The organism is Desulfosarcina sp., from assembly GCF_033791525.1.
Classification (GTDB): domain Bacteria; phylum Desulfobacterota; class Desulfobacteria; order Desulfobacterales; family Desulfosarcinaceae; genus Desulfosarcina.
The window spans coordinates 1-22,522 of record NZ_JASJGN010000346.1 but is presented as its reverse complement, the minus strand read 5'-3'; the positions used below and the strand labels follow the sequence as shown (position 1 = coordinate 22,522).

The following is a 22,522-nucleotide window of genomic DNA, read 5'->3' as shown; positions in this document are numbered from 1 at the left end:
ATTGTCCAGCCCACCCACATGTTTTACATGCAGCAACCCTAGGATTTGGATTAGTATATCAAAGCCTTGAGCGGCATCGCGTTGAAGCCGCACCACTGACATTAAACGACTATCCCGGTGCGGTCTGGAAGCTTGGCGCAGGGGGAAAGAACCGGAAAAAGTAAAAACGACCATGTTGAATGCATCGTCCGACAGGCCTCTCCATCGCTTGCAGAACCACAGCCTGCTCATTGCCGGCCTGCTGGCCCTGGCCTTGTTAGCGGCCATCAGTCTGTCGGCCGGCATGGGGTATATGAAGATTGCCTGGCTGGATGTGTGGCGGGCGGTGGGCGGCAGCCTGACGGGGAACGCGGGGCTGATCGCCGACGTGGACGAACTGACCCGGGTCATCGTCATGGAGGTTCGTCTGCCGCGCATCCTCACCGCTGCCGCCGTGGGCGGCGGCTTAGCCCTGTGCGGCGTGGTATTTCAGGGAATCCTGCTCAACCCCCTGGCCGATCCATACACCTTGGGGGTCTCTGCCGGTGCCGCCTTCGGTGCCGCCCTGGCCCTGCTGCTGAACCTGACTGTGGCGGGTATATACAGTGTGCCGGTGTGTGCATTCATCGGTGCCACCGCCACGCTGATGCTGGTCGTCTACCTCTCCTCCTCAGCCGGCGGCGCCAATGCCAACAACCTGATCCTTTCGGGTATCATTGTTGCGGCAATCCTTTCCGCAGGAATCAGTTTCTTGAAATTCGTGGCCGATGAGCAGGTATCGGTGATCATTTTTTGGCTCATGGGCAGTTTCGCGTCGAAAACCTGGATCGACGTGGGCCTGTCCAGCACCTTCCTTCTCGTCGGGCTGATGGTCTTCGTCTTTTACGCCCGCGATCTGAACCTGTTGTGTCTGGGGCGGCGGGCAGCTGCATCGCTGGGCGTGGATGCACGCCGGGTCCCCTGGATCTTGCTTGTTACGGCCTCGCTGGTGGCGGCAGCCTGCGTGTCCGTCTCGGGCATCATCGGTTTCGTGGGGCTGCTGGTACCCCACATGATGCGTGCACTGGTCGGGCCGGACAACCGTCGCCTGCTGCCCCTGTCTCTGTTCAGCGGGGCGATCCTGCTTTTGTGCGCCGATACGGTAACCCGGGCCGTTTTGCCTCATGAAATCCCCATCGGGGTGCTTACGGCGCTGATCGGCGGTCCCTTTTTCTGCTACCTGTTTCGCAAACGCCAGACCGGTGGGAGGGGGTTCTAACCGTGGGGTTTGCACTTTGCGGCATCGGTTTCGCCCATCCGGGCAAAACCATTTTCGATGGTCTGGACCTGGAGCTGCCTGCCGGCCGTTTTATCGGCATCGTCGGCCCCAACGGCTGCGGCAAGACCACGCTGCTCGACCTGATCTGCCGGCACATCACGCCCCATCAAGGCCACATCCATTACGCTGGCAGACCCTTGGGCGCATATGGCAAGCGGGCGCTGGCCAGGCAGATCGCGCTGGTGCCCCAGGATTACGGGATTAATTTTCCCTTTACCGTCGAAGAGGTGGTCTTCATGGGGCGATACCCCCACACGCCCCGATTCGGCGCGCCTTCCGCCGAAGACGTCGATCGGGTGGCCCAGACCATGGCCGATTGCGATGTGCTGGCATTCAAGGATCGCCCCATCACGTCGCTGAGCGGGGGCGAGCGCCAGCGGGTGATCTTTGCACGGGCCCTGGCCCAGGATACCCCGGTGCTGGTTCTGGACGAGGCCACGGCCAACCTGGACGTCTGCCATACCCTGACGCTGCTGGACCGTGTGGCCGGTCTGGTTCAGAATGAACGGCGGACGGTGATTGCGGTGTTTCAGGACCTGAATCTGGCATCGGCATACAGCCAGGAAATCGTCATGGTCAAAGCAGGCCGGGTGGTGGCCGCCGGCCCTACGGCTCAGGTGTTCACCAGGCAGAACCTGAAACGGGTGTTCGACGTTCAGGCCCGGGTGGCGATTGACGATTTTACCGGACGGCTGCAAGTCAGGTATAAAAGATCAAATCACAATAGTTAAAAAGCAAATGACAAATAAATCACACGGAACAAAATTCCAAACCACTACGCTCTTGAGGCGCTGTTGGTATTTGCCCTTGTTTGAAATTTGGAAATTGTAATTTGATATTTATTTAGGATTTCGTGCTTGTGATTTGTCGTTTCCGATTTTCTCGGGTTGGCAAATGAAAAAAGACCTGATCATATTTATCGTTTTGACCCCATGGTTGTTTTGGGGCAGCGCCGTTCTTGCCGCCGATTCCCAGATGGGTGAAGCCGTCCGGGCCAACGCCCCTTATGGTCGGATCATCTCTCTTTACGGCGCCCATACAGAGAACTTGCTGACGATGGGTGCGGCCGCCCAGCTCATTGGCATCGATGGCCAGTCGGCCCATCTGTCCGGAGCCGACGGAAAGGAGATTTTTTCCTATCATGACGACCCGGAGCGGTTTCTGGCCGCCCGCCCGGACCTAGTGCTGATCCGACCCATGATCGACCGAGGATACCCCCGGCTGGTGCAGCGTCTGAAGCAAAGCGGAATCCAGGTGGTGTCGGTGCAGCCCACCACCGTGGACCAACTGGCGGAATACTGGCGGCTGTTGGGACAGCTCAGCGGCAGAGAGGCGCAAGCCGAGGGCATGATTCGCGCCTTTGAGGCGGCGGTGGATGACTTCAAGCAGCTGTCCGCGCAGATAGGCAATCGTCAGCGGGTCTACTTCGAGGCCATCCACCGCAAAATGAAAACGTTCACGCCCCAGGCCATGGCCATTTTTGCCCTGGAAACCGCGGGCGGCATCAATGTGGCCGGCGATGCCCCGGTGCGCGAAAGCAACAATATCGCGGTTTACGGAAAGGAGCGGCTGCTCTCCCATGCCGCCGGGATTGATGTATTTCTCTCCCAACAGGGTGCCATGAACCAGGTTTCCGTGGAGACGATCATGGCTGAACCGGGATTCGGCGCCATCAAGGCCATCAAGGCGGGGCAGGTGTTCCTGGTGGACGAGACCATCGTCTCGCGTCCGACCCTGGGGCTGCTCAAAGGAATATACCGGATCGGCTGTCTGCTCTATCCGGACGTATACTGTGCGGCGGGTCGGGTCATTTTGGCGTCTGCCGGTATGGAAGGTTCGCACCATTAAATCAAAATGACATTCAACCGTTGGTCGGTTCACTCATTTGAGATTTGGTTATTGTAATTTGTTGTTTCCGGTTTACCGGGATTAGGAGGCTGCGATTAAAGGCATCGTTATCGCCGGCACCCATAGTGGGGCCGGTAAAACCACCATCACGCTGGGCCTGATGGCCGCACTCACCGCCCGGGGGTACACCGTTGCGCCTTTCAAGGTGGGGCCGGATTTCATCGATCCCGGCCACCACAGCCGGGTCACCGGCCGGGCCAGCCGCAACCTGGACGGGTGGATGCTCTCGCAGGCCTACAACCAAAAGGCCTTTGCCAGGCACACCGTCGATGCCGACATCGCCGTGGTGGAGGGGGTGATGGGCCTGTATGACGGCTATGACGGACGCAGCGAGGCCGGCTCTACCGCCCAAATGGCCAAGTGGCTGGGCCTGCCGGTGGTGCTGGTGGTGGGCGCACGCGCCATGGCTCGCAGCGCCGCCGCCCTGGTGCAGGGATTCGAAGGCTTTGATGATGTGCTCTCCTTTGCCGGAGTGTGTTTCAATCATCTGGGCAGCGACCGCCATCTGGGCTACCTGAAAGAGGCCATGGACGGCCACGTGCGTATGCCGGTGCTGGGCGGCCTGATGCGTGATGAGGCCATCGCCATTCCCGAGCGGCATCTGGGGCTGGTGACCCGAGAAGACCACGACCTGTCTGAAGAGAACCGCGGGCGTCTGGCATCCCTGATTGAAAAACAGCTGGACCTCGAGGCGTTGCTTCAGGGGCTGCCGAATTTAGATCTTCAGGGGAATGCGTCGACCCCTCGAATCGAAACGCGGAAGACTGGCGTGCGTATCGGCGTAGCCCGGGATGCCGCCTTCTGCTTTTACTATCCGGACAATCTGGAGCTGTTGGAAGCCGCCGGTGCCCAACTGGTTTTTTTCTCACCCCTGGCGGACAATAGGCTGCCGGAAGGAGTGGACGGCCTTTATCTCGGTGGGGGCTATCCGGAGCTGCATGCGGGCGCGCTGGCCGGCAACCGCTTGCTGAGACAGGAGATTCGGCAATTGAGCCGAATGAACATGCCTATTTACGGTGAATGCGGCGGGTTCATGTACCTGTGCCGGGAGATGGGCGACACCGATGGCCACGCTTTTCCCATGACCGGCTGCCTGCCTTTTGCCACGCGCATGCTGGGACGGCTCAAGGCCTTGGGATACCGGGAGGTCACCCAGTCGATGGCAACGGTGGTGGGTCCGGCCGGACAGGTCATGCGAGGGCATGAATTTCATTATTCCACCATCACCGGCGAGGCTGTCGATCTGCCCGGGGTCTATCGGATGACCGACCGCACCGGCATGGACAAGGCGGCCGACGGTTTTGTGGTTAACCAGACCCTGGGCAGTTATATCCACCTGCACTTCGGAAGCTGCCCGCAGGCTGCCAGGCATTTCGTAAACGCTTGCGGGCAATGGTCTACCGAAAAAAGCAACATTAAAGGAACCGTTCATGAAACCCCATGAGATCGAGCAGTTGAGTTTTCAGATTATCGACGGTGAGGCCGGCGATCACGGCTTTTCAACGGATCAGTGGCCGGTGGTGCGCCGGGTGATTCATACCAGTGCCGATTTTGAGTGGCAGCAGATGATCCGTTTTCATCCGCAGGCCATTGTGTCCGGTGTGTCTGCTATCCGCAGTGGGTGCCCGATTATTACCGACACCAACATGGCCCGTGCGGGTATCCGCCAGCGGGATTTGGCTCGGTTCGGCGGCACGGTGAATTGCTATATGGCCGATGAACGGGTGGCCGAGACCGCCGCACGCAAGGGCATCACACGGGCCAAGGCGGCCGTGGACGTTGCCGCGCCGGAGATCACCGGCGGCATTTATGTGGTGGGCAACGCCCCCACAGCCCTGCTGCGGCTGGTTGAACTCATTGACCAGGGCACGTTGCGCCCGGCCCTGGTGGTGGGTCTGCCGGTGGGGTTCGTCAACGCCGCCGAATCCAAGGCCCTGCTGCTGGAATGCGATGTCCCCCATGTCACCAATGTGGGCCGCAAAGGCGGTTCGAATGTGGCAGCGGCCGTGGTCAACGCACTGATCATCAAGGCCGGCGACGATAGCTGAGCCCGAAAGGTTCTCGACGGGTACAACAGCGATCGAAACGATTATCACTGTTGAACGACTTCAGCCTTAAAACCTATTACCAACAGGCGACACCATGAACACTTTGCATTACGGAACGCTATACGGCATCGGCGTGGGGCCCGGTGATCCAGACCTGATCCCTTTGAAATCGGTCAAGATCATCAGTCGGGTTGATGTGATCTTCGCGGCATCTTCAACCAAAAACACCCACAGCCAGGCGGTCACGATTGCCGCTCCGCACATCCCCGAAAACAGTGACGTGCGTTTGCTGCCCTTTCCGATGACCAAGGACCAGGCCGAAAAAGAAGCCTGCTGGCAAACCCATGCGCGCACCATCATCACCGAACTGGAAAAGGGCCACGATGTGGCTTTTCTCACCCTCGGAGACTCGCTGACCTACGCCACCTATGGATATGTGCTGAAGAACGTGCTGGCCCTGGCGCCTGGCGCGCCGGTGGTCACCATTCCTGGCATTACCGCCTATCAGGCTGCCGCCGCCCGGGTGAACCGCCCCCTGGTGGAGGGGGAGGAGTCGCTGCTGGTGTTGTCCGGTGTGGAAGGGGGGCATCGCCTGCGCCAACTCTCTGAAATAGTTGACAACGTAGTTTTCATGAAGGCCTACCGCAATGCCGGGGATATTACGGATGCCCTGGAAGAAAAGCACATGCTTGAAAACAGTGTGGCGGTGGCCAATTGCTGCCTGGAAAACGAAGAGGTGATTGAAGACATTCAAACATTAAAGCAGCGCAAGCCGGGATACTGGACCCTGATCCTTGCCAAGAAAAACAACAATCATGAGGCAATCTGAGTCCCGCCTGCCCTATAAGGCCCTGGCGGTTTCCCTGGCCTTCTCCCTTCTGGTGGTTGGCTGGGGTTGGCTGAAGCTGGAGACCCACACCGTCGAGCGCCTGACCTTGCACTTGTTCTGGCCGCTTTTGCGCCTGCTCGTTTTCATTACCCTGGGGCTGGTGGTGGGGCAGACCATTGAGGCCGCCGGATGGACCCGGCGTCTGGCCGTGGTGGCCGCCCCCCTGTTTCGTTTCAGTCACCTGGGGGATCGCTGTTCGGCGGCTTTCACGACCTCCTTCTTTTCCGGTGTGGCTGCCAACGCCATGTTGTGGGAGTTTTTCAAGGAAGAGAAGATTGCCCGCCGGCAATTGTTCCTGAGCAACCTCATGAACCAGTTTCCTGCCTATTTCCTCCACCTGCCGACCACTTTTTTCATTGTGATTCCTCTTACCGGCTGTGCCGGTGCGCTTTACTTTTTACTCACCTTTGCGGCCCTGGTGGCCCGAACATGGATGGTGATGCTCTATGGCCGTTGGTTTTGCAAGTCAGACGGGGTCTTGCAAGACACGACTTACCGGATGCAGAAACCATTAGAAACGGACCGGGCAAAAACGGATGTGATCGAAACGATTAAACAACGCCTGCCCGGACGGATCGTCCGAATCGCCGTATACGTGGTGCCGATCTACACCCTTGTGTTCATGGTCAACGCCATGGGAGGGTTTGATGCGGCCCGGCAGTGGCTTGCCCGTTTCGTGGTCACCAGCTTGCTGCCGATGGAATCCCTGTCGGTCGTCATCTTAAGCTTTGCTGCAGAATTCACATCCGGTTTCGCTGCTGCCGGTGCCCTGATGGAGGCCGGTGTCTTGACCATCAAGCAAACCGTGATCGCTCTGCTGGCAGGAAACATCGTGGCTTTTCCCATCCGGGCGCTGCGCCACCAGCTGCCCCGATACATGGGCATCTTCTCACCGGCCATGGGCTTTCAACTGCTGCTTCTCGGGCAGGGACTGCGGGTAACCAGCCTGGTTGTCGTCGGTGTGGTATATTTTTACTTTTTTTAGGGGGAACCCTTGGTCTAATAATACTACCTGAAAGAGAGAGCCATGCATCCATTTACAAATGAATTTATAGCCGGCCAGCGCCTGATGGTGGGCTTCGACGGCACCGGCTTTAACGACGACCTGAAATTTCTCATCGGCACCTTAAAGGTGGGCGGGCTGATCCTCTTCTCCCGCAACCTGGGCACCCCGGACCAGATCCGGCAGTTGTGCCATGACTGCCAGGCATGCGCCGGCAAGGTCGGATTGCCGCCGCTTTTCATCGCCATCGATCAGGAGGGCGGGCCGGTTGCTCGACTCAAACCCCCCTTTACCCAGTTCGCGGGAAATCCGGCCATGAAGCGTCCCGAAGACGCCGTCTATTTTGCCAGGGTAACGGCCATGGAACTGAAGCATCTGGGTGTCAACATGAACATGGCGCCGGTGCTGGACATCGCTCCGGATGGAGTGGACAGCATCATGGCCGGCCGCGCCTTTGGCAGTGATCCGAGCTGGGTCTCAAGCATGGGCATGACGGTGATCAATCATCTTCAACAGCGGGGAATCATGGCGGTGGCAAAACATTTCCCCGGCATCGGCCGAACCGTCCTGGACAGCCACCTGGCCCTGCCCGACCTGAAAGTCGACGCAAAAGCATTGACCGACGTCGACCTGGTCCCCTTTCAATCCGCCATCCAGGGTAAGGTGGCCGGCATCATGCTCTCGCATATCCGCTACACCGGCATCGATCCGGTATGGCCGGCCAGCCTGAGCCCGGCCATTACGGTGGACCTGCTGCGGCGAAAGATGGCCTACGACGGTGTCGTGATGACCGATGACCTGGACATGGGTGCCATCAAGCCCAGCCACGATATCGACACCGCCATCGACCAGATCCTGAGGGCCGATGTGGACATCGCCCTGATCTGCCACAAAGGCCCCGACATCGAGGCGGCCTGTGAGAAAATTCGCCGATCGCTCGTTGACGACCCCCATCTCAGGCGGAAGGGACAGCACTCCGTGGAGCGGATTCTGCAGCTGAAACGAACGTACTTGAAGGGGGGATGGGAAAAGCGGTATGGCGTGCCGGCTGAAGTGTGACCGGGCGACGACCCCGGCTGGAAAATCGTGGCTGTATCCCTGGAAGCTTAAGCTATCGCAGCGGTCAATGGGTGTTATCAGTTGGTTTGTGCATGCGTTTTCTCAAGATTTATCATCGACGGTCAGGCTGTAGAGCAATCCTGTGATAACCAGGCAGCCGCCGAATATAACAAATGCCAGCCGAAAGACTTCTGGTGCCTGTGACCCCTCCGGATAGAATACTTTGATCGCCCAACCGAGGCCGTGTAAAAAAAACGCGACACCGGTCATGGTAAAGAAGTTGATGCCTGTCATGGCGGTCCCTGCATTTTCAGGGGGCATGCGCTCTTTGATGTGTGCGTACATGATCTGGCCGGAACCGCTGGAGAGTCCAAAGCCGAAAAACAATGCAAACAGAATCAGCAGTCCTGTATCGTCCGGCAACACCGCAAGGGTGACCAGGATGCCCGCCATCACCGCCAATCCGGCAATAATGACCGTTTTCCTTGAACGCAGAATCGAATCGGATATCCATCCGCAAATGGGGCTGCCGATGATCAGGCCGATGCTCATCGCCAGAAGCAGGTTGCCGGTCATTAACTGGGAAAGATCCATGGTAACCATCAGAAATGGACCTGCCCAAAGGGCCTGAACCGACGCATATATGCCGTAACGAAAAAAAGTCCCCATCGAAATCAACCAATAGTCCCTGCGGGAAAAGAGCTGCAACATGTCGCCCAGTGCAGTGGATAAACTGACCCCTGCAGAAGTGGTGGGAGGACTCACCGGCGGAGCGCCGGGGTGATCTCTTGCGATCAGATAAAACAGGACGGCAATGATCAGGTTGCTTATGGCGAAGAGAAGAAACGTCGTCCGCCATCCGAACCATTCGGTAAGCCATACCAGCGGTGTTGCCGCCGCTATATTTCCTGCGGTCCCGACGGATACGAATATGGCGGATAGTGTCGCAAAATACAGCGGAGAAAACCAGGTGGTGATCAGCTTCAACGGCCCCATCAGATTGCAGGCCATGCCTACGCCGAGGAGCGAACGGCCAACGATGAGCGCAGCTGCCGATTCGCCGTAGGCAAAAATGGTGGCACCAGCGACAGCTGCCAGAGAAAGCACCGTCATCAGGACCCGCGGCCCCAGGCGATCCAAATAAAGTCCCACCGGGATCTGCATTGCGGCAAACGCATAAAAAAAGGCGGCGGAGATGAGTCCAAGGTCTTGTGTGTCAAGGTTAAGTTCTTCGACCAGGTTTGGTGAGATTACCGCTATTGAAGATCGGTAGAACTGAGAAAAGGTAAACAGCAGGCAGGATATCAGGTAAATGATCCAGCGACGGTTTTTATTGGGGATCATCGGTCACGCAAAGGTACGTTCAGTGGCTATGAGGCTGCCAAGATTGGTTGTTGTCGGCGGACACGGAAAAAATGTACATTGAATAGTACGCATCCACTTTCCGGTCAATATGCAATCGTCCTATAAAGCCAGTCCATGCCACACGGTCTTTCCAACGTCCGGGAACTCCTATGCCTAAGTGTATCTTGGGCTTCAACGCCTACTTTCCAAAAGACCCATCAATCGGACCGGCATTGGTAAACCGGTCTATTCGTATGTGTAGACAATAGAATTGCTGCCCAGGGGATTTTCATCAAACCACATGCGGGATAAACATTTTTGTTCGCTGCACGTATCGCCGGTAACGCTCACCAAAATATTCTATATTTTCCTTTTCTTCGACCTTTGCGGCAAAAACAATAAATAATGTAGCCATCAAGGCGACGATGAGCAATGTCACCTCGATATGTCTCAACAGCAACCCCCAAACCAGAAACAAAAGCGAGCTGTACATGGGGTGACGGATATGTCTGAAAAACCCGGATTCTATTATAACCGTGGTTTTCTCAAAACTGAAAAGGGTTCGATCACGTCGCTGCCTGCTGGCTTTACCCTTTAAATGCATGGTCCGTACGGCAGAAACAATGTAAATTAAGGAAACAATCATAAGTGCCGACGAAATCAATTGCTGAAGGTCAAAATTTTCTACTATCAAATACCGATGATTTTGAATGGCAATCCACAAAATACACTCCCACGCCACCCATCGAAACACACCATGATTTTTAAGGCTGAACAGTGTGTTCCTGGATAGAAATAACAGCGGAAGTGACAGAATACAAAAAAGAATGATTTTCATCGGTGCCTAATCGTTACGCGCTATGAAATGGTGTGTGTTCCTCGTGGACCTGACTGCCTTGAACGTGTGCAGTGGGCAGCTAAGTTGGGACGGACCTGTTAACTAAAAAAAATCTTACCTCCGTACCATCGATACTCAGGTCGACGATAGAAACCAAAAGGATAATCAACCTATCTTCTGATCAACTACATTAGTGCCAAAATTTCGATTTGGCCATTCTTTTTGTAGATAGTCATTTTGGACCGCAATAGCGAGCGCATTTCCCGACGCTTGTCGGAGCGAAGCAGAGATACCGAGCATCGGTGCGGCAGGGCTATCGAGCAAACTACAAATCGTCTTTACCCTTACGGTGCTGAGCAGCACTGCCGATACAGGCAGAACATTCCCTGCGGCTTGCCACGGGGAGGGTTCAATTTGGGAGGAACATAGAAAATATGGCATTTTTGTGATTCAGCACCACGAGACGGTCAAGGTCTGGTTTCTTTTCCGGCAGATAACCGGTTCACGGTCCTCGGTACTGATCGTGACATTGGCCATCGGTTGTGTGACCGACCGGCTGGTTGGCATCCAGCAAAAAAAGTCCGGCAGTAAAACCATTGTCGAATCTGCCTCCAGGCCATTAAGCACGACCCGAATCGCTGGAGAGGCCGCCTGGTTTCAAGGATGAAAATCCCATTTATCGGCTTCTGATTGTCGCAGCGCACCTTTTTTCAGCAAGCTCAGTCCCTGAGGCTGCAGAGCGGATTGCTTCGGTGTCGATGCTTGGCGGCTGTTTTTCGGGATGTGCTTGCCATCGTTTGGATTGCATGGTTTAAAAGAGCATTGAAAAACGGTTGAGCCAGGTTATACAGAGTCAAATGCTGGCGCTGGCTGCTGTTTGATCACCCTTAAGCGCTGCTTTTCTCACTGAATTTTGTCTGGTTATGCCTGCGCACATGAGGTTTTTTAATACCCGTGCTAAACAGAAAAATGACTGTAGCGTGTGGGTTCCAGCCGATCCATGGTCTTGTGGGGAGATCGGATCCACGGTTAAAAAAACTATCGCCAATTGTAAATTCACCTGTCCATCGTAACCGTAAGGGCTGAGGGAAATATTCATTAATCATGTTCGATCCAGACATTCTCCTGACAGGCGTCATCATCTTTCTGGCCAGAATCTGCGATGTCTCTATCGGACGTGGAGGTGACCATTGAGGTGAGGCCCAAAAAGTAATAACGACGGTCAATCATGAACCCGCTGGCATCAGCGGAAACCATTAAGAAATGATAAAATCGGCGAGTGAAACGAAACCTTCCGGGTGTTTCTGGTTCTATTCCACTGTTTGTTCGATTCGCATTTGGAATGTTGCTTTGTCGATGGTACTGAAATTTACAGCAAAAGGAAATAAACCATGCGAACCTTCAATCTGATGGCAGTCACCCTTTTGACTGCAGCCCTGGCGCTGTCCAGCTGTTCGGAAAAGATCGAACCGGGCAACACGGCACCGCAGAAAAGCCCCGCCATCATGGTCCCCATCGCGGCGGTGGCCCAGGCGGTGCAACCGGTGATGTATGATGCCGTAGGCACGGTGAAAGCCCAGTTGTCGGCCACGGTTTCCAGCAAACTGATGGGTGTCATACTGGCATACAAGGTCAAGGAGGGGGACCTGGTGAAATCGGGTGACCTTCTGGTTCAACTGGACGAGCGCCAAGTGTCCGCCCAACTGAACCAGGCCCAGGGGGCCCTGGCAGAAGCGCGAAAAGCCGAAACCGGGGCCGTATCCGCCCAGACGGCGGCCGATGCCGGCGCCCAGCGGGCGCTGTTGTCCTTTCGCCGCAACCGGACCATGCTGGAGGGCGGCGCCATTACCCAGGAAACCTTTGAAACGGTTGAGGCGCAGCACAAGCAGGCCCAGGCCTCCCTGGACCAGGCCCGGGCAATGGTGGAGGCGGCACAGTTCCGTATCAACCAGGCCCAGGCGGCGGTCGATGCGGCCGCGGTGGCCCGCAAGGATGCCCGGGTACTGGCCCCGTTTGATGGCAAGGTGACGGCCAAGCTCGCCGATGCGGGCGCGCTGGCTGCGCCGGGGACCCCGCTGCTGACCCTGGAACGGGAAGGCGGTTACCGGGTGGACCTGGTGGTTCCCGAAGCGTACATTCAGTCCGTCCGAACGGGCCAGGCCGTGGACGTCCGTATCCCATCTGTCGGGGAACTGCCCATTGCCGGCACCGTCGATGTGATCGTGCCCTCGGCCGACCAGGGCAGTCGGACGTTTGTGGTGCAGGTGGGTGTCTCGGGTACCGAATCCCTGCGATCGGGCATGTTCGCCCGGGTGCCCCTTACCATTGGCGAACAAAAGACCCTGCGTATTCCTGAATCGGCAGTGGTCCGGCGGGGGCAGTTGACCGGGGTGTTCATCGTGGATGAGAAGAACACCGCCCGGTTCCGCCTGATCCGCATCGGTCGTGCATATGGCGATCAGGTGGAGGTGATCTCGGGAATCAAGGACGGCACCCGGCTGGTGACCGCACCTTCCCCTGAACTGACCAACGGGTCTGCCGTGGAGCCTGAAAAATGAGCAAAGCATATGGTCCTGCCGGTAAAATCGCCGATTATTTCATCAACTCCAAATTGACCCCGCTGATCATTATCGCCTCGGTGCTTCTGGGACTGGCCGCCGTTGTCGCCCTTCCCCGGGAGGAAGAGCCCCAGATCATCGTCCCCATGATCGACATCTTCGTTCAGATGCCTGGCTCCGATGCTGCGGAGGTGGAACAGCGGGTGACCCGCCCCATGGAGAAGCTGCTGTGGGAGATTCCCGGCGTGGAGTACATCTACTCCACCAGTTCCCCGGGCATGGCCATGGCGGTGGTGCGATTCTACGTCGGCCAGAACGAGGAGGAGTCCATTGTCCGGCTGCAGTCCAAGCTCATGGCCAACATGGACCGGATTCCCTGCTGCATCACACCGCCGTTGATCAAGCCGCGATACATCGACGACGTACCCATTCTGGCGCTGACGTTCTGGAGTGAGGAGGTAGAACCCTATCTGCTGCGGCGGGTGGCCGCCGAGGTGGAAGATCAGGTAAAGCGCGAGCCCAACGTTTCCATTGCCACCCTCATCGGCGGGGAGAGCCGGCGGGTGGAGGTGCAGCTGGATCCGGTGCGCATGGCCGGTTACGGGCTTGATCCGGTGGCCGTCTCCCGGCTGGTCTTCGCCGCCAACCAGGCGGCCGACGCCGGCACCTATCCCTCTCCCGAAGGCCAGATCATTGTACATACCGGTGGTTTTCTGAAAACTCCCGAAGATGTCAAAAACGTGGTGGTGGCGGCCCATCAGGGACGCCCGGTTTCTTTGGGCGATGTTGCCACCATTTCTGACGGTCCGCCGCTTCCGGAGAACTATGTTTTTTTCGGTACCGGCCCGGCGGCCGGTGGAAAGGGCTTTTCCGCTGACGACACCAGCAGTGCCCCCTATCCGGCGGTCACCCTGACCCTGGCCAAGCGCAAAGGCACCAACGCCATCAGCGTGGCCAACAAGGTGCTGGCGCGCGTGGAGGCACTCAAGGGGAAGGTCATTCCGGACAATATCCGTGTCACGGTCACCCGCAACTACGGGGAGACGGCCAAAGAGAAGAGTGACGAGCTGCTTCTGCACATGCTGATCGCCATCGTGTCGGTGACCATCTTGATCTGGTTCACCCTGGGCCATCGGGAGTCCGGCGTGGTGGCATTTGCGATCCCGGTCACCCTGGCGCTTACCATGGCGGTCTTCTACCTATACGGCTACACGCTGAACCGTATTACCCTGTTCGCCCTGATTTTCTCCATCGGCATCCTGGTGGACGATGCCATCGTGGTGGTGGAGAACATCGTTCGCCACTTTCGGCTGCCGGGCAACGAGACCCGGCCCCGCGGCCAGGTGGCCATCGAGGCCGTGGATGAAGTGGGCAACCCGACCATTCTGGCCACCCTGACGGTTATTGCCGCCATCCTGCCCATGGCATTCGTCGGCGGACTCATGGGACCATACATGCGCCCCATACCGGTGGGCGCGTCGGCAGCCATGGTTTTTTCCCTCATCGTGGCCTTCATTGTCACCCCCTGGGCGGCATATCGTCTGCTGGGCCGCAAGGGCCACGGTCATGGCGACGCGCACGGCACGGAAGACCGGGCCACCCTCCTCTACCGCAACGTCATGGACCATCTGCTGCACAACCCTGTGTGGCGATGGTCCTTCCTGATCGGTGTCGCCGTCCTGCTGCTGGGGGCCTGTTCCATGGTGGCCGTGGGGTGGGTGAAGGTGAAAATGCTGCCCTTCGACAACAAGAGTGAATTCCAGGTGATTCTGGACATGCCCGACCACGCCACCCTCGAAGACACGGCAGCCGTTGCTTTCGAAATGGGGGACTACCTGGCCACCGTCAACGAGGTGGTGGACTACCAGATCCACACGGGCATCGCCGGACCCTTCAACTTCAACGGCCTGGTACGCCACTACTACCTGCGCCATTCGCCGAACCTGGCCGACATCCAGGTCAACCTGGCCGGCAAGGGGCAGCGCAAGCAGCAGAGCCACGAGATCGCCAAACGGGTGCGACCGCCGCTTCAGGCCATCGCCGACCGTTACGGGGCCCGGGTCAAGGTGGCCGAGGTACCCCCCGGCCCGCCGGTGCTCTCCACCATAGTGGCCGAAGTGTACGGCCCCGACTACGACCGCCAGCGTGAGCTGGCCCTGAAGATCCGCGACATTTTCGAACAGACCGACGGGGTCGTGGATGTGGACTGGTATATGGAGGAGGAGCAGACCCGCTACCAGATCGTGGCGGACCAGGAAAAGGCCGCCCTGCACGGCATCAGCGTGGCCCATATCGCCCAGACCCTGCAAGCCACCCTTTCCGGTTCCAAGGCCGGATTGCTGCACCAGTCGCAGGAAAAAGAGGATGTGGCCATCGTGCTGCAGCCGCCACTGGCCCTGCGGGCCGGGCTTGACCTGCTCAAGGCCATCAACGTCACCGCCGCCGACGGCCGCATGGTGACCCTGTCCGACCTGGTGACTATCCGGCAGACCCCGCTGGACCGCAGCATCTACCACAAGAATCTGATGCCCGTGGTTTATGTGATCGCCGATGTGGCCGGCGCCAAGGAGAGCCCGGTATATGCCATCCTGGAGTTGCGCAAGAAGATCGACGCTATCACCCTTCCCGAAGGGTACCAAATCGCCCAGCACACGGCGGCCCTGCCCGAGAGTGACCAGCGCTTTGCCATGAAATGGGATGGCGAGTGGCACATCACCTACGAGGTGTTCCGGGATCTGGGCATGGCCTTTGCTGTGGTGCTGGTGCTGATTTTCGTGCTGGTGGTGGGCTGGTTCCAGTCTTTTTCCACGCCGGTGGTGATCATGGCGGCCATTCCCTTTTCGCTGATCGGTATCCTGCCGGCCCACTGGGCCATGGGGGCTTTTTTCACGGCCACATCCATGATCGGTTTTATTGCCGGCGCGGGTATCGTGGTAAGAAATTCCATCATTTTGGTTGATTTTATCGAGCTTCGGCTGGCCGAAGGGGCGCCTCTGGACCGGGCCGTCATCGATGCCGGGGCGGTGCGCTTCCGACCCATGATGCTCACGGCTGCCGCCGTTGTGGTGGGGGCTTCGGTGATCCTTTTCGACCCTATTTTCCAGGGCCTGGCCATCTCTTTGATGGCCGGCGAGGTGGCCTCGCTGCTCTTTTCACGCATGACGGTGCCGATCCTCTATTTTCTGGACAAACGCTGGGAATTCGCCCACGGGCATGGCGAAAGCGGGGGCGTCGAAAAAGCCGTCGACGGCGCGTAATTTTGGTAAGATGCATAACCTGGGCTGGCGCCATTCCAACAAGAGCCATTACTCGCCGTTTCCCGCACCAAGGCGCGGCCAGATGCCGGGGATTCAAACCGGCAGGGACATAAACACTCGCATAAATGGCGGTTGCTTCTCATGATGATTGCTTTGGTGTTGATGCTGGCCGGGTTTGTCGCTCTGATCAAAGGCGCCGACCTGTTTGTGGATGGTGCCGCGCGCCTTGCCCGGGGTATGCATATTTCTCCGATGGCCGTCGGCCTGACCGTGGTGGCCTTCGGCACCTCGGCCCCTGAACTCTTCGTCAACATCTCGGCGGGGATCAGCGGCAACACCGATCTCGCCTTGGGCAACGTGGTGGGCAGTAACATCGCCAATATCCTTTTGATTTTGGGAGTTACGGCGCTGGCCCAGCCGCTCACCGTTTCCAAGGGGACCGTGTGGAAGGAGATCCCCTTCAGCCTGTTGGCAGCGCTGATGCTGTGGGTTCTGGCCAGTGACGTCTATATTGACGGTGCCGCCAGTTCCGCGATCACCCGTTCTGACGGAATAGTGCTGCTGGGTTTCTTCGGTATCTTCATCGCCTACACGGCATCCATTGCCGAACCGGTTGCCGGCCTGCCGGATGTCAGCCCGGCACCGGCCGAGAAGGCGGCGCGGATTGCCCTGAAAATGATCGTCGGCTTTTTTGGTTTGCTGTTCGGGGGGCGATGGATCGTGGACAGCGCGGTCATCCTGGGGGACCTTCTGGCCATTCCCCGGGCCGTCATGGGGCTGACGGTGGTGGCGGTAGGGACCTCCCTGCCCGAACTGGCCACCTCGGTCATGGCCGCCAAACGGGGGGACGTTGAGATTGCAGTGGGAAACGTGGTCGGTTCCAACATTTTCAATGTATTTTTTATATTGGGTGTCAGTGCGGTCATCCGGCCGCTGCCCTTCAACCCGGCGGCCAATGTGGACATGGGCGTCATGATGGCCGCCAGCATCCTGCTGTTCATCTTCATGTTTACCGGCCGGTTGCGCATCATGGACCGGTGGGAGGGGGTGCTGGCCCTGCTGATTTATGCGCTTTTTATCACCTATCTGCTGTTTCCCCTGTTCTCGCCCGGTGTCCCTGCGGTTTCTGGTAGTTGATCGCAATCGTTTTTCAACATCCTATTACCCAAACTGATCGATTGTCGAGCTTGACGCAGATTCAAGGCAGATGTCGTCGCGCTATAGTGGACTATGCGCGGCGATATCTAACGCCGAAGATGGGGTGAGATCTGCAAACCCAAAGGGTTTCACCTTTTGAATACTAAAATCGATGGTACCCAACCGTGATCGTTACCAATCGACCTTCTTCGAGAAAGCTGAATCGCTCAGTTTGGGTATTAATTGTTTTCCTGAAATAGGGATAGTTCGCTTTCAATTTTTTCCATCCACCAGTGCTGGCGCTTTGGGCTATGGAACAGTGAGGTGTCTTCATCGAACGCGGTATGCGCGGCCAGGGATTCATCCATGGCGGATCGAATCCATTCCTTGATTGTGGCGCCTATTTCCGCCCTTGCCGCCTCAGGGGTGGGGTGGATGGCCATGAATGTCTTGACCATTTCGTGTGCGTTGACGGTCAGCCGGCGGGCCGCCAGTTCAACCAAGGCAAAATGGATCTGCTCGTGCTGCAGGACGTAGGCGCTGTTTTTGGCCGGCATCGTTGGGCTCCACCAGGAGCAGCCTGGAATCATGATGGCTTCAAAGGTGATACTTTCGATGCCGCCGATGTAGATGAGCGATTCCCCGTACCGGGCCCGGCTTACGGTGAACCGGGAATCCTTGCAGGGTCGGATCCGGGTGCAGGTATGGGCATTGATGGATGTTGCGTGCATGGTCCGGTCCGGCGGCAGTGTTGTGGCCTTGAAGTCCGCGCGGGTCAGGTGCCGGTAGGCAAAGGCATCCTGGATTGTCGCCGGATCGTCAACATGGACGCCTGCGCGCGGCATGGCATAGTCCGGCAGTCTGGCGCAGCCGGTGAGCAGCGCCAGCAGGATCAGGCCGCCGATGATGAAATTGTCTTGAATCGTGATTATCATTTCTTTCATATTATTGGCCGCATCGCTGCGGATGTCAAAAAACAAACGACTGCTTGAACGCGTCAACTATTATTGAAAGACGGATCCATGAGCATCGATAACCTCACCCCGCTGGCCGCGGAAGTATTCAAAAAACGTTATCTTGCCCGCAACTACCGGGGAGAGACCATCGAGACACCGGCGGATGTGTTTTCGCGGGTGGCACGGGTGGTGGCTGAGGCGGACCTGCTCTTCGACGCCAGCGCCTCGGTGCGGGACACGGCGAATCGCTTCGAGTCGGCCATGACCTCGCTCTCTTTTCTGCCCAATTCACCCTGCCTGATGAATGCCGGCAGACCGTTGGGGCAGCTGGCCGCCTGTTTTGTGCTGCCGGTGGAGGACCACCTGGAGTCTATTTTCCAGAGCCTCAAGGATGCCGCCTTGATCCACCATACCGGCGGCGGCACCGGATTCTCCTTCAGCCGGCTGCGTCCTGCAGGAGATACCATTTTCCCCGCATCAGGCGTGACCGGTGGTCCGGTGTCGTTCATCCGGCTGTTCGATGCGGCCACTCACCTCATCGACCGTAACCGCATCAGACCCGGCGCCAACATGGGCGTGCTGCATGTGAGCCACCCGGATATCGAGGCGTTCATCAAGGCCAAGCAGGACCGCAGCCAGCTCTGCAATTTCAATCTTTCCGTGGCTGTGGACGACCCTTTCATCGATTGTGTGAAGGAGAGACGCGATTACCCGCTGATCCACCCGCGTACCGGCGCCGAGGTGGCTCGCGTACCGGCGGCCGACCTGCTCAGTCTGATGGCGAAAAGCGCCTGGGAGACCGGTGATCCAGGCATCCTGTTCATTGACCGCATCAACCGGGCCAACCCCACCCCCAAAATGGGGTCGCTGGAGGCCACCAACCCATGCGGTGAGCAGCCGTTGCTGCCCTACGAGTCCTGCACGTTAGGTTCCATCAACCTGACCCGGATAATCGACGGCAAGTCCATCGACTACCAGAAACTGGAACGGCTGGTACACCTGGCGGTTCATTTTCTGGACAACGTGGTGGAGGTGAATCGCCACCCGATACCCCGAACCGGGGAATGGAGCAGGATGAACCGCAAGATCGGGTTGGGGGTCATGGGTTTTGCCGACATGCTGATCCTCCTCGGCGTCTCCTACCAGAGTGAACGGGCGTTGGTGCTGGCCGGAGAGATCATGTCCCGGATCCAGCAATATGCTGAGGCGGCGTCGGCCGAACTGGCTGACAGGCGGGGAAATTTTCCAGCTTTTCAGCAAAGCGTGTTTCCGGCCAGGGGAGTGAAGCGGCGGCGCAATGCCACCCTGACCACCGTGGCGCCCACGGGCACCATCAGCATTCTGGCGGGGGTGAGCAGCAGTGTCGAACCCGTTTTTGCCTTTGAAGTCGAGCGTAGGATCGTGGATCAGATCTATACGGATGTGCACCCCATTTATTCACGCTACCTGCAGGAAGGGCGCGAGATAGACAAGCGCATCTTTCAGACCGCCTGGGATGTCTCCCCGCGCTGGCACCTGAAGATCCAGGCCGCCTTCCAGAAATATACGGACAATGCCGTTTCCAAAACAGTCAACCTGCCCGAATCCATCACGGCAGACGAGATTCGCGCCCTCTTTCTGGATGCTGCCGACATGAACCTCAAGGGTATTACGGTTTATCGCGACCGGTCACATCCGGATCAGGTGCTTTCCGCCTGCTCCATGAAAAACGAAGAGTGTTCGTAATTGAGGAATTGAGGGATTGCGGAATTAAGGAATTGGTGGAGCGGGTGTGTGTATCTTCGAAACCGTTTCACGAGGCACCTTAAAAAGACACTTCAATAAAAAACGAGGAAATTCCATGAATCGGAAAAAATCCATAGAAACCATCAACAGCTATGACGGTTATTGGGACATCCTGGTGATCGGCGGTGGCGCCACCGGCCTGGGGTGCGCGCTGGATGCGGCGTCAAGGGGATACAAGACCCTGCTGGTGGAGCAGCACGACTTTGCCAAAGGTACTTCCAGCCGCAGTACCAAGCTGGTTCACGGCGGTGTGCGCTACCTGCAGCAGGGTAATATCTCTCTGGTTCTTGAAGCCCTCCACGAGCGGGGATTGCTGATGCAGAACGCACCGCATCTGGTTCAGAACCAGGCCTTCATCGTGCCCAACTACGAGTGGTGGGACGGCCCTTTTTACGGTGTGGGACTGAAGGTGTACGATCTTTTGGCCGGCCGGCTGGGGCTGGGCCCCTCCAAGTGGCTGTCCAAAGCGGAAACGCTCAAACGCATTCCAACCCTGGAGCCGGACCAGCTGCGCGGCGGCGTGATTTACTATGACGGCCAGTTTGACGATGCCCGGCTGGCAGTCAACCTGGCCCAGTCAATCGAGGACGCCGGCGGTGTGCCCATCAATTACATGCAGGTGACCGGACTGACGTATTCGGGGAAAATGATCGACGGCGTAAAGCTCAAAGACACCATAGATGGTGGAGAACGCGAGGTCCACGCCCGGGTCGTGATCAATGCAACGGGAATTTTTACCGACGACATCCTGCGAATGGATCAGCCCACGGCGACACCGATCATCTCCCACAGTCAGGGCGTTCACCTGGTGTTGGACAAACGGTTTCTCAAGGGAAGTACGGCCATCATGGTTCCCCAGACCGAAGATGGACGGGTACTGTTCGCCGTTCCCTGGCATGATCGGGTGCTGGTGGGAACGACCGACACGCCGGTGGATCGAGCCAGCCTCGAGCCCCGTCCCCTCGAGGAAGAGATCGCGTTCATCCTAAAACATGCCGCCCAGTATATGGTGGAGGACCCCACCCGGGCGGACATCCTGAGCGTATTCGCCGGCCTGCGCCCACTGGTGGGGGAGGGGGAGGGAAAAAAGACCGCCACCATCTCCCGGGACCATCACCTGGCGGTGTCTCAATCGGGCCTGGTGACCATTACCGGCGGAAAATGGACCACCTACCGCAAGATGGCCGAAGACACGGTCAACCAGGCGGCTTTGATCGCCGGGCTTCCGGAAAGCGAATGCCGGACGCGCAAGCTGCGCATTCACGGGTGGTTGAAGAACATGGACCCGGAAGATCCGCTTTGCGCCTATGGTTCTGACGCGGTTTTCATCCGGCGGATTATCGAATCGGACCCCGGGATGGGAGAAAAACTGCACGACCATCTACCCTATGTCAAAGCGGAGGTCGTCTGGGCCGTTCGCCATGAAATGGCCTTGACCCTGGAAGATGTCCTGGCCCGTCGCACCCGCTCCCTGATCCTGGACGCGTCGGCAAGCATGGACATTGCCGGGGCCTCGGCTGACCTGATGGCAAAAGAACTGGGATTGGGATCGCAATGGCAGCAACAACAGGTATCTGAATTTAAACAGCTGGCCGGGGGGTACCTGCCGGATTGTTGCGGGTAAAATTGGCCTTCAGTCAATCTGCATTGTTAATGCCCCGGCCCAAAACGGCCATTTTACGAGGCGCTGAGTTCACGAATGCTTTTAATGTCATTGAATAGAATGATCTCGATCAATCTGACGGTGCGTTCAAAATCGGCAAAACATATGCCGCCCAATACACTTTGAAAGTAGAAATATTGGATTTGTCCATTGTCGAAGTTGACATAATACTTGCCAATGGTGCGTGTCCCATTGAGTTCGGTCAGTTTTTGAAACAGCAGGATCAGACGGTCGGGATTGGGAGGGACAGTGGCCAAATCATGGCATTCGATCTTCAATAACCGGTCATTCGGGTTTAACAGGGCGGACAGCTTGATGATTTCATCGGTGCGTTTGTCTTTGATGATAAACGCCAATCCTTCCAAATTTTTTTCTCTGAACGGTCTTGCTTTGGTGTATCCCAGTTTGTTGAGGTACTCCTGAACAACCTCCAATCTGGCTGGCTGGTGGCGAAGCTCAGGCGGTGTTTCCTGAGGGAATGCACTGCTGTAGCATAACACGGTTACCATTGCAGACAGGATGAATACGATTGTTTTTCTGCATCTACAGGCCATTTCTGCCTTCCTTTCATGAAGAAGAATCAGTCCGTGATCATTGTGCGTCTAAAAAGCGCGGGAGTAGCCCCGATGCCTGTGATTCGCTGGCATAGTTATAAATTGAAATGTTGATGGTCATGTTGTTGGTTATCACATTGTAGCTGCCGGGTGACTGGCTGATCTGGAAAATCCCGCTGGCCCCGTCGAAATTCCCGACATAGGCGCTGATATTGGCGCCATCCAC

Annotated in this window: 19 protein-coding genes; 14 read left to right on the top strand and 5 right to left on the bottom strand. The window is 57.5% G+C overall.

The features are described from left to right. Positions 1–172 precede the first annotated feature (172 nt). From QNK41_RS17245 to QNK41_RS17210, 8 genes are all read left to right on the top strand, one after another. The gene (locus QNK41_RS17245; protein WP_319259221.1) at positions 173–1,237 is read left to right on the top strand and encodes an iron ABC transporter permease; all 1,065 of its coding nucleotides are present in this window, start codon (positions 173–175) and stop codon (positions 1,235–1,237) included. A 2-nt stretch (positions 1,238–1,239) separates the two neighbouring features. Further along, on the top strand, positions 1,240–2,028 hold the full coding sequence (locus QNK41_RS17240) for an ABC transporter ATP-binding protein (protein ID WP_319259218.1): 789 nt from the start codon (positions 1,240–1,242) through the stop codon (positions 2,026–2,028). Positions 2,029–2,191: 163 nt separating this feature from the next. Next, complete coding sequence (locus QNK41_RS17235; RefSeq protein ID WP_319259215.1) at positions 2,192–3,145, top strand: ABC transporter substrate-binding protein; 954 nt, start codon at positions 2,192–2,194, stop codon at positions 3,143–3,145. A gap of 94 nt (positions 3,146–3,239) precedes the next feature. Continuing rightward, positions 3,240–4,649 (top strand): cobyrinate a,c-diamide synthase, encoded by a 1,410-nt coding sequence (locus QNK41_RS17230; protein WP_319259224.1) that lies wholly within the window; start codon positions 3,240–3,242, stop codon positions 4,647–4,649. Beyond that, a complete protein-coding gene (locus QNK41_RS17225) occupies positions 4,636–5,253 on the top strand; it encodes a precorrin-8X methylmutase (RefSeq protein ID WP_319259212.1) in 618 nt (205 codons plus the stop codon). The genes QNK41_RS17230 and QNK41_RS17225 overlap by 14 nt, the downstream gene beginning before the upstream one ends. A gap of 94 nt (positions 5,254–5,347) precedes the next feature. Continuing rightward, a complete protein-coding gene (gene cobI, locus QNK41_RS17220; RefSeq protein ID WP_319259210.1) occupies positions 5,348–6,082 on the top strand; it encodes a precorrin-2 C(20)-methyltransferase in 735 nt (244 codons plus the stop codon). Then, the gene (locus tag QNK41_RS17215; RefSeq protein ID WP_319259207.1) at positions 6,069–7,127 is read left to right on the top strand and encodes a nucleoside recognition protein; all 1,059 of its coding nucleotides are present in this window, start codon (positions 6,069–6,071) and stop codon (positions 7,125–7,127) included. The genes cobI and QNK41_RS17215 overlap by 14 nt, the downstream gene beginning before the upstream one ends. 42 nt (positions 7,128–7,169) lie before the next feature. Next, complete coding sequence (locus tag QNK41_RS17210) at positions 7,170–8,204, top strand: glycoside hydrolase family 3 N-terminal domain-containing protein (RefSeq protein ID WP_319259205.1); 1,035 nt, start codon at positions 7,170–7,172, stop codon at positions 8,202–8,204. A gap of 102 nt (positions 8,205–8,306) precedes the next feature. Here the strand turns inward: QNK41_RS17210 and QNK41_RS17205 are convergent, their stop codons facing one another. Further along, positions 8,307–9,548 (bottom strand): MFS transporter, encoded by a 1,242-nt coding sequence (locus QNK41_RS17205; RefSeq protein WP_319259201.1) that lies wholly within the window; start codon positions 9,546–9,548, stop codon positions 8,307–8,309. Positions 9,549–9,840: 292 nt separating this feature from the next. Beyond that, positions 9,841–10,386, bottom strand: a complete 546-nt coding sequence (locus QNK41_RS17200; RefSeq protein ID WP_319259199.1) for a methyltransferase family protein — start codon at positions 10,384–10,386, stop codon at positions 9,841–9,843. Between the two features lie 445 nt (positions 10,387–10,831). Between QNK41_RS17200 and QNK41_RS17195 the strand changes: the two genes are divergently transcribed. The 4 genes from QNK41_RS17195 (at position 10,832) to QNK41_RS17180 (ending at position 17,338) form a co-directional block, all read left to right on the top strand. Next, on the top strand, positions 10,832–11,053 hold the full coding sequence (locus QNK41_RS17195; protein WP_319259196.1) for a hypothetical protein: 222 nt from the start codon (positions 10,832–10,834) through the stop codon (positions 11,051–11,053). Positions 11,054–11,777: 724 nt separating this feature from the next. Then, a complete protein-coding gene (locus tag QNK41_RS17190) occupies positions 11,778–12,944 on the top strand; it encodes an efflux RND transporter periplasmic adaptor subunit (RefSeq protein WP_319259194.1) in 1,167 nt (388 codons plus the stop codon). Continuing rightward, positions 12,941–16,201, top strand: coding sequence for an efflux RND transporter permease subunit (locus tag QNK41_RS17185; RefSeq protein ID WP_319259192.1), 3,261 nt, complete (start codon positions 12,941–12,943; stop codon positions 16,199–16,201). The genes QNK41_RS17190 and QNK41_RS17185 overlap by 4 nt, the downstream gene beginning before the upstream one ends. Before the next feature lie 141 nt (positions 16,202–16,342). After that, complete coding sequence (locus QNK41_RS17180) at positions 16,343–17,338, top strand: calcium/sodium antiporter (RefSeq protein ID WP_319259189.1); 996 nt, start codon at positions 16,343–16,345, stop codon at positions 17,336–17,338. A gap of 239 nt (positions 17,339–17,577) precedes the next feature. Here QNK41_RS17180 and QNK41_RS17175 read toward each other — a convergent pair whose 3' ends face one another. Next, complete coding sequence (locus QNK41_RS17175; protein WP_319259187.1) at positions 17,578–18,282, bottom strand: hypothetical protein; 705 nt, start codon at positions 18,280–18,282, stop codon at positions 17,578–17,580. Positions 18,283–18,360: 78 nt separating this feature from the next. Here QNK41_RS17175 and QNK41_RS17170 point away from each other — a divergent pair, with 78 nt between their 5' ends. Continuing rightward, entirely contained in the window at positions 18,361–20,019 is a 1,659-nt protein-coding gene (locus QNK41_RS17170; protein WP_319259184.1) for an adenosylcobalamin-dependent ribonucleoside-diphosphate reductase, read from the top strand. 115 nt (positions 20,020–20,134) lie between these two features. Beyond that, a complete protein-coding gene (locus QNK41_RS17165) occupies positions 20,135–21,703 on the top strand; it encodes a glycerol-3-phosphate dehydrogenase/oxidase (protein WP_319259181.1) in 1,569 nt (522 codons plus the stop codon). A gap of 53 nt (positions 21,704–21,756) precedes the next feature. On the opposite strand, the gene QNK41_RS17160 is transcribed toward QNK41_RS17165, so the two are convergent. Together QNK41_RS17160 and QNK41_RS17155 are read right to left on the bottom strand one after the other, a co-directional pair. Then, on the bottom strand, positions 21,757–22,296 hold the full coding sequence (locus tag QNK41_RS17160; RefSeq protein WP_319259179.1) for a hypothetical protein: 540 nt from the start codon (positions 22,294–22,296) through the stop codon (positions 21,757–21,759). Between the two features lie 37 nt (positions 22,297–22,333). After that, positions 22,334–22,522 (bottom strand): hypothetical protein (locus QNK41_RS17155; RefSeq protein ID WP_319259176.1); only part of this gene is annotated, 189 nt, incomplete at its 5' end.